The organism is Streptomyces sp. NPDC058665 (genome assembly GCF_042714995.1).
Lineage (GTDB): Bacteria > Actinomycetota > Actinomycetes > Streptomycetales > Streptomycetaceae > Streptomyces.
In genome coordinates this window covers 1-7,778 of the sequence record NZ_JBHXRX010000126.1, presented here as the reverse complement: position 1 = coordinate 7,778, position 7,778 = coordinate 1, and the positions used below count along the sequence as shown (strand labels likewise).

The following is a 7,778-nucleotide window of genomic DNA, read 5'->3' as shown; positions in this document are numbered from 1 at the left end:
CGTCCTTCCCGGATCCGGGAAGGACGGGGCCGCCGTCAGGTGTTCCGCGTGCTCCCCGGCTACTTCTGGACGCCGAAGACGGGGACCAGCGAGTCGGGAAGCCTGTCGTTGCAGGACAGTTGGCCCGTCTTCGTCAGCGCGTCGTTCACGCAGGTGTAGTAGTCGCGGTAGACCAGCTGCACGGTGAATGTCGCCGCCACGACCAGCAGCGCGATGGCCGCCGTGACGATTCCGCTCACGGCGGCGGTCGTCTGCGGCTTGTGCGCCGCCGCGCCCTGCGCCGGGGCACCCGGCACACCCGGGGCCGGCGGAGCAGTGGTGGTCGCCGCGGGAGACGCCGTACGGGAGTCGGAGGCCGAACCCGAGTCGGAGGCCGTGGTCGTACCCACGTCCGAGGCGCGTGCCGTCGCCTGACCCTGGCCCTGCCCCTCGCCCGCCGGACGGGGCAGCGGCGCCTTGGCCCGCAGTGAGCTGACGCCCCAGTACAGCGCGAGCGCGCCGAGGAGCAGCGCGATCTCCGGGAAGTCGAACAGGGCGAAGAAGAAGGCCCACATGCCGGAGAGCAGTGAGTACCTGGCGCGGCGCTGGAACGGGTCGGTCGGGTCCCAGCGCAGGCCGCCCCTGCCGCCGGGGCCGCCGTCCGGACCGTCCTGGCGGTCGCCGGGGCCGTTCCGCTCGCCGCCCGGTCCGCTCTGGCCGCCCTGTCCGGGCCTGCCGCCGAATCCGCCCGACGAGCGCCCCGGCTGCCGGCTGCTCCACTGGCTGCCCCAGGACGAGCGGTCACCGCCCGACCGGTCGTCCGGCGTCCCGCCCCCGTTCTGGGGATGACGCGGCTGCCACGGCTGGTCGGGCCTGTCCTCCGGCGGCGGCGCGAACGGGTTGTCGTCGGAGGACCCGGAGGACCCGGACGATCCCGAGGACCCGGAGGCCCCCGACGATCCCGAGGACCCGGACGACCCCGAACTCCCGGAAGAGTCCGGGGATCCCGAGCCGGTGGACTCCGGGCCCGAAGACCCCGAAGAGCCCTCCGGCCCCGAGGACCCGGCGGACGAGGACTGGCGTTCCCGCATCAGAAGCACCGGCCCGGTGGGCTGCGGGACATGAAGTGCCGTGCGGTGTCGTCGGTCCGGCATCTGGTGAACGTCTTCCCCTCAGACCCTTGGTGTAAGGGGTCTTGTGTCGTATGGCCCATCCTGGAGACAGGTCCGTGTCCCCAGACGCTACCTCCCGGCCGAGCCCCCGTCCCCCGGGGGCCGTTCGGTGTGCCGGTATCGTTGCTGACGGTCGGCTCCTTCGTAGAGTTCCCCGAACCGGGAGACACGATTCGTGTCTACGACCACACGACGCCGTACGACCCGCACGACCCGCGAGGCTGTGCTCGCTTCCAGAAAGGCGTTCCGCCGTGGCCTCCCCGCCGTCCCCGCCCGCCCCCGACGACCCGGTCACCCCGACGGAACCGGGCTCTCCGGTCGAATTCGGCTCCCCGGCCCGGCTCGTGGTCCTCGTCTCAGGATCCGGTACGAATCTCCAGGCCCTGCTCGACGCCGTCGCCGCCGACCCCGACGGGTACGGCGCCCGTGTCGTCGCCGTCGGCGCCGACCGCGGCTCCATCGCCGGGCTGGAGCGTGCCGAGCGGGCCGGGCTGCCGACCTTCGTCTGCCGCGTCAAGGACCACGCGACGCGCGAGGAGTGGGATGCCGCGCTGACCGGGGCGACCGCCGCGTACGAGCCCGATCTCGTCGTCTCGGCCGGTTTCATGAAGATCGTCGGGAAGCGGTTCCTCGCGCGCTTCGGCGGCCGGTTCATCAACACCCACCCCGCTCTGCTGCCCAGTTTTCCCGGTGCCCACGGGGTGCGTGACGCGCTCGCGTACGGGGCGAAGGTCACCGGTTGCACCGTCCACTTCGTCGACGACGGCGTCGACACCGGCCCGGTCATCGCGCAAGGCGTGGTCGAGGTGCGGGACGAGGATCACGAGGACGGTGGCGTCGCTCTCCATGAGCGCATCAAGGACGTCGAGCGACGGCTGCTCGTCGATGTCGTGGGGCGTCTCGCCCGGCACGGCTACCGCATTGAGGGACGAAAGGTAACAATCCAGTGAGCGTCGAGAAGACAGCCGAAGCAGCCGCCGCCGAAGGTACGAAGCGGCCCGTCCGCCGCGCGCTGGTCAGCGTCTACGACAAGACGGGCCTGGAAGAGCTGGCCCGTGGACTGCACGCGGCCGGTGTCACGCTCGTCTCGACCGGCTCCACCGCCGGGAGGATTGCCGCCGCCGGGGTGCCCGTCACCAAGGTCGAGGAGCTGACGGGGTTCCCCGAGACGCTCGACGGCCGCGTCAAGACGCTGCACCCGCGCGTCCACGCCGGCATCCTGGCCGACCAGCGGCTCGCCTCCCACCGCGAACAGCTCGCCGAACTCGGCATCGAGCCCTTCGAACTGGTCGTCTCGAACCTCTACCCCTTCCGCGAGACCGTCGAGTCAGGGGCCACCCCCGACGAGTGCGTCGAGCAGATCGACATCGGCGGCCCGTCCATGGTCCGCGCCGCCGCCAAGAACCACCCGTCGGTCGCCATCGTCACCAGCCCCGCGCGGTACGGCGACGTCCTCGCGGCCGTACAGGACGGCGGGTTCGACCTGCCGACCCGCAAGCGGCTCGCCGCTGAGGCGTTCCAGCACACCGCCGCGTACGACGTGGCCGTGGCCTCCTGGTTCTCGGCCGACTACGCCGCCGCGGACGACTCGGGTCTCCCGGACTTCCTCGGCGCGACGTACGAGCGCACGAACGTCCTGCGCTACGGCGAGAACCCGCACCAGCCCGCCGCGCTCTACACCGCGGGATCGGGCGGCGGCCTCGCCGGCGCGGAGCAGCTGCACGGCAAGGAGATGAGCTACAACAACTACACGGACACCGACGCCGCGCGCCGCGCCGCCTACGACCACTCCGAGCCGTGCGTCGCGATCATCAAGCACGCCAACCCGTGCGGCATCGCGATCGCCGGCGACGTCGCCGAGGCGCACCGAAAGGCCCACGCGTGCGACCCGCTGTCCGCGTTCGGCGGTGTGATCGCCGTCAACCGGCCGGTCTCGGTCGCGATGGCCGAGCAGGTCGCCGAGATCTTCACCGAGGTCATCGTCGCGCCGGGCTACGAGGACGGCGCCGTCGAGGTGCTGGCCCGCAAGAAGAACATCCGCGTGCTGCGCTGCGAGGGCGGGCCATCGGCCCCCGTCGAGGTGAAGCCCATCGACGGCGGTGCCCTGCTCCAGGTCACCGACCGTCTCCAGGCCGACGGCGACGACCCTTCGACCTGGACGCTCGCCACCGGCGAGGCCCTGTCGGACGCCGAACTGCGCGAGCTGTCCTTCGCGTGGAAGGCGTGCCGCGCGGTCAAGTCCAACGCGATCCTGCTCGCCAAGGACGGCGCGAGCGTCGGCGTCGGCATGGGGCAGGTCAACCGAGTGGACTCGGCGAAGCTCGCCGTGGAGCGCGCGGGCGAGGAGCGGGCCCGTGGGTCGTACGCGGCGTCGGACGCGTTCTTCCCCTTCCCCGACGGTCTGGAGATCCTGCTGGAGGCGGGCGTCAAAGCCGTGGTGCAGCCGGGTGGTTCGGTACGTGACGAGCTGACGGTCGAGGCGGCGAAGAAGGCGGGCGCGACGATGTACTTCACGGGGACACGGCACTTCTTCCACTGAGCTGCCGCTACGGGACTTCCAGAACACGCCCCAACGCCAGAAGGCCGTAAACCCCGTCGCCAGGACGGGTGTTACGGCCTTCTGGCATACGCCCTGTTCGCCGAAGCAATCGGGTGCGGTGACGCGGGGTCAGTAACCGGGTCAGTAACGGGCGCGCTTGAACCACGCCGCGCCGTCCGCCTTCGATACGAAGACGATCAGCAGAATGCTGAGAACGATGTGGACGATGCCCACGATCCCGCCGAAGGGGTAGATGCCCAGGACTATCGTCAGGGCGCCGTAGACGATCAGCCCGGTGCGCAGGCCGGCGCCACCGGTGTTGATCTTGATCGCCAGGACGATCGACGCGACGGTCCACACGACCGCGACGAAGGTCATGAACCAGAGCACACCGCTCGACTGGTCGACCAGGCTCTGGAACTGCGAGTCGTTCGCGAGTTCGTCGCTGTCCTTCGCCGCGTTGATCGCGATCGCGCCGAGCAGGCAGATCACGGCGCCGATCAGGCTGAGCCCGGAGAGAATCCAGAGGAACACGCGGGACGCCGACACACCGCCCGGCATCGTCTGCGGGCCGCCGCCCATGGGACCGCCGGGGTAGCCGCCGTAGGGCTGGACCGGGGGCGCCTGCGGGTAGCCGTAGTTGGGCTGCTGGGGCTGCTGGCCCTGCTGCGGGTAGCCGTATCCGGGCTGGCCGCCCTGGGGCTGGCCCTGCTGTCCGTAAGGGTTGTTCGGGTCGCCAAAGCTCATGGCGGGTTTCCTCCGTTGGTGACGCGGGGACATCGCGGATCCGAAGGAGGAAACATCACACAACCGAGCGGTTTGCCCCCCAACACTGACCGCGCACTGCGCGGCTCATCGTGCGGGTTTTACCGACTTTTTGTCCAGTCACTATTCGTATGCGTTGTGCAAGTGCAACCTGGGCACGCCCCGTTGATCTTGGTTCCCGTACCGGCGGATTGGAACAGCGGTGGGGTCATCCGCGAAGATGGGCGCATGACCGCCCAAATTCTCGATGGCAAGGCCACCGCAGCCGCGATCAAGTCCGACCTGACCGCCCGCGTGGCGGCCCTCAAGGCGCGGGGCATCACCCCCGGACTCGGGACCCTGCTCGTCGGGGACGACCCGGGCAGCCGTTGGTACGTGAACGGCAAGCACCGCGACTGCGCCGAGGTCGGTATCGCCTCCATCCAGCGCGAGCTGCCCGACACCGCGACGCAGGGGGAGATCGAGGCAGTCGTACGCGAACTGAACGCGAACCCCGAGTGCACGGGCTACATCGTCCAACTCCCGCTCCCCAAGGGCATCGACACCAATCGCGTCCTGGAGCTGATGGACCCGGAGAAGGACGCCGACGGGCTGCACCCGATGAGCCTCGGCCGGCTGGTGCTCAACGAGACCGGGCCGCTGCCGTGCACCCCGTACGGCATCATCCAGCTGCTGCGCGCGCACGGTGTCGAGATCAAGGGCGCGCATGTCGTGGTCGTGGGACGCGGGATCACCGTGGGCCGCTCGATCCCGCTGCTGCTCACGCGTAAGTCCGAGAACGCGACGGTGACGCAGTGCCACACCGGTACCCGTGATCTTTCCTCGCATCTGCGGCAGGCCGACATCATCGTGTCGGCGGCCGGCGTGCGCCACATCATCAAGGCGGAGGACGTGAAGCCGGGCGCGGCGGTGCTGGACGTCGGCGTCAGCCGCGACGAGCACGGCAAGATCGCGGGGGACGTCCACCCGGACGTCGCGGGAGTGGCAGGGTGGATCTCACCGAACCCCGGCGGAGTCGGCCCGATGACCCGCGCGCAGCTGCTGGTCAACGTGGTCGAGGCGGCGGAGCGCGCCGGAAGCGTGAGCGGAACGTGAAAGGGGCACCCATGGGTGCTGGTACGAGTGCGGGTGCCGGTGCGGCAGCGGCCGCCGAACCCGGAGGCGGTGACGGCGTCGGGCTCGGCGCGGGTGCCGGTGCCGGTGCCGGTGCTGGCGCGGTGAACGATCCCGTGGCAGCGGACGGCGGGCCGGGTACGGCCGCGTACGTGGGGGAGAACGAGACGGACGGGGAGGCGGCGGCCCCCGGGCCCGCCGCCTCGCGGCGCTTCCCGACCGTGACGCAGGACACCGCGCGCCCCGAGGGCGGCGGCCGGGCGGCTCCCGGTGACGCGCCCGCGCCCGCCCGTCAGTGGCCGCTGCTCACGGTGCTGGGCGCGAGCGGTCTCGGGCTGCTGATCGTGGGCGTCGCGCCGTTCGACGAGTCGTTCCGTTACGGCACGATCCTGATCGGTGTGGCGTTGATCACCGGCGCGGTTCTGCGGCGGGTCATGCCGTCGGTCGGCATGCTGGCCGTACGGTCACGCTTCACCGACATGGTGACGTACGGACTGCTCGGCGTCGCGATCGTGCTGCTGTCGTTGATGACCCAGCCGGAGCCGTGGCTGGAGATCCCGTTCCTGGAGGATGTCGTCCACTCCACGGTCCCGTAGATCCCGTACGGATCGACAAGACGGCGCCCATCCCCTCCCCCGAGTCAGGACGGGCGCCGTCGGCATGTTGCTAGCGTCATGGACGCGCCAAACGGGATCAAGGTCAGACAGATGCCTGTGGCACGGAAGTGACCATTCCGCCATGGTGTGATCGTTGGGCAACGGGTGCGAGACTGTGGGACGGAATCGGCGGCGGCGCGCGAGGGGGCGCGGGGACTGTCCCGAATGCTCCTGTGCACTCCCATTTCTGGAACTGACACCCTGGCTCCGCGCATCAGTTGGGGTAGTCGTCGGCCGGCGTGGGGGCGTGGCGCGGCGGAGCACATCAGGAACGTGCGGGGGGACAAGGGGGAGGCAATGCCTCGTTGGAAGGCACTACCGGAGGAGCTCGACCCACAGGTCAGAGAGTTCGCGACGCAGCTGCGGGGGCTCGTGGACAAGAGCGGCCTGAGCATCGCGGCCGTTTCTGACCGCACCGGCTACAGCAAGACGTCGTGGGAGCGGTATCTCAACGGCCGGCTGCTCCCGCCCAGGGGCGCGATCATGGCGCTCGCCGAGGTGACCGGTACGAATCCGCTGCATCTGACGACGATGTGGGAGCTGTCGGAGCGGGCGTGGAGCCGTTCCGAGATGCGCCACGACATGACCATGGAAGCGATCCGGATCTCCCAGGCGCGGGACGCGCTCGGCGAGTTCGGCGGCGACCCGGTCGGCGGCCCCGGCGGCGCGGGGAGCAGCCGTCCCGGCGGACGTACGGCGACACCGCCGGGTGCGGGCAGGGGAGCCCACTCCGCGAACCGCCCCCCGGCGGGCACCCCCGCGGGACCTCCGCCCGGCTTTCCGCCATCGGCGCCCGTGCCGCCGCCCCCCGGCCGGCGCCGCACGACGATCTTCGTGGCGGCCCTCGTCGGCGCGCTGGTGCTGATAGCCGGGGCCGTTCTGCTGACCGACCTAGGTGGCGGTGGCGACGACGGCAAGCAGAAGGTCGCCGAGTCCCCGTCGCCGAAGCCGACCACCAGTGCGTCCGAACTGCCCGTCGGCGTGAAGTGCTCGGGCGAAGACTGCACGGGCGAGGACCCCGAACTCATGGGCTGCGGCGGCGAGTTCGCCGAGACCGCGACGACCGCGACGGTCGGTACGGCGGTGGTCGAGGTCCGCTACAGCGAGACGTGCGGGGTCGCCTGGGCGCGCATCACCGAGGCGGCGCCGGGCGACACGGTGGAAATAGCCGCAGACCAGGGCGAGGGCAAGCCCCAGACCGGCACGGTGAACGCCGACAAGGACGCGTACACCCCGATGGTCGCGGTGGCGACGGCGGACGAGGCGAAGGCGTGCGCGACGCTGACGACGGGTGTGGAGGGCTGCACGACGCCGAGCCTCTGACGGGTCGCCTCCCGCGGGGGTTGCGGGTTTCGGGTTGCGGTCCCGTTGCCGGGGGCGGGGTCGCCTCCGGCGGGGTTGGTGGTGCGGTTGTTGCCGGGTGCCGCTCCGGGCATACCCCTCCGAAGGCCCCGACCCCCGCCCCCCCCCCGCCGCGGGCCCCCCCCCGAACGCGCCCGGGGCGGCCCCCCCCCCCGCCCCGGCCCCCCCCCCCACCGCGCCCGGCGCCCACCC

General features: G+C 71.3%; 7 protein-coding genes. 5 read left to right on the top strand and 2 right to left on the bottom strand.

Annotated elements, in window-relative coordinates; genetic code table 11:
• Positions 1-59: 59 nt before the first annotated feature.
• Complete coding sequence (locus ACFWV8_RS37955; protein ID WP_384215042.1) at positions 60-1,133, bottom strand: hypothetical protein; 1,074 nt, start codon at positions 1,131-1,133, stop codon at positions 60-62.
• 362 nt (positions 1,134-1,495) lie between these two features.
• Here ACFWV8_RS37955 and purN point away from each other — a divergent pair, with 362 nt between their 5' ends.
• Complete coding sequence (purN, locus tag ACFWV8_RS37950; protein ID WP_384215043.1) at positions 1,496-2,101, top strand: phosphoribosylglycinamide formyltransferase; 606 nt, start codon at positions 1,496-1,498, stop codon at positions 2,099-2,101.
• Complete coding sequence (gene purH, locus ACFWV8_RS37945) at positions 2,098-3,690, top strand: bifunctional phosphoribosylaminoimidazolecarboxamide formyltransferase/IMP cyclohydrolase (protein WP_384215041.1); 1,593 nt, start codon at positions 2,098-2,100, stop codon at positions 3,688-3,690. Before purN ends, purH begins: the two co-directional genes overlap by 4 nt.
• A gap of 141 nt (positions 3,691-3,831) precedes the next feature.
• Here the strand turns inward: purH and ACFWV8_RS37940 are convergent, their stop codons facing one another.
• Positions 3,832-4,437, bottom strand: a complete 606-nt coding sequence (locus ACFWV8_RS37940) for a hypothetical protein (protein ID WP_384215040.1) — start codon at positions 4,435-4,437, stop codon at positions 3,832-3,834.
• A 246-nt stretch (positions 4,438-4,683) separates the two neighbouring features.
• Here ACFWV8_RS37940 and ACFWV8_RS37935 point away from each other — a divergent pair, with 246 nt between their 5' ends.
• From ACFWV8_RS37935 to ACFWV8_RS37925, 3 genes are all read left to right on the top strand, one after another.
• Positions 4,684-5,550, top strand: coding sequence for a bifunctional methylenetetrahydrofolate dehydrogenase/methenyltetrahydrofolate cyclohydrolase (locus ACFWV8_RS37935; RefSeq protein ID WP_384215039.1), 867 nt, complete (start codon positions 4,684-4,686; stop codon positions 5,548-5,550).
• 11 nt (positions 5,551-5,561) lie between these two features.
• Positions 5,562-6,164, top strand: a complete 603-nt coding sequence (locus ACFWV8_RS37930; RefSeq protein ID WP_384215038.1) for a DUF3017 domain-containing protein — start codon at positions 5,562-5,564, stop codon at positions 6,162-6,164.
• Positions 6,165-6,521: 357 nt separating this feature from the next.
• A complete protein-coding gene (locus ACFWV8_RS37925; protein WP_384215037.1) occupies positions 6,522-7,547 on the top strand; it encodes an XRE family transcriptional regulator in 1,026 nt (341 codons plus the stop codon).
• Positions 7,548-7,778: the final 231 nt, after the last annotated feature.

What these genes read in the sequence shown, in the direction of transcription:
- ACFWV8_RS37955 (WP_384215042.1), bottom strand. Translation starts at nt 1,133, where the DNA reads ATGCCGGACCGACGACACCGCACGGCACTTCATGTCCCGCAGCCCACC.
- ACFWV8_RS37940 (WP_384215040.1), bottom strand. Translation starts at nt 4,437, where the DNA reads ATGAGCTTTGGCGACCCGAACAACCCTTACGGACAGCAGGGCCAGCCC.
- ACFWV8_RS37930 (WP_384215038.1), top strand. Translation starts at nt 5,562, where the DNA reads ATGGGTGCTGGTACGAGTGCGGGTGCCGGTGCGGCAGCGGCCGCCGAA.
- ACFWV8_RS37935 (WP_384215039.1), top strand. Translation starts at nt 4,684, where the DNA reads ATGACCGCCCAAATTCTCGATGGCAAGGCCACCGCAGCCGCGATCAAG.
- ACFWV8_RS37925 (WP_384215037.1), top strand. Translation starts at nt 6,522, where the DNA reads ATGCCTCGTTGGAAGGCACTACCGGAGGAGCTCGACCCACAGGTCAGA.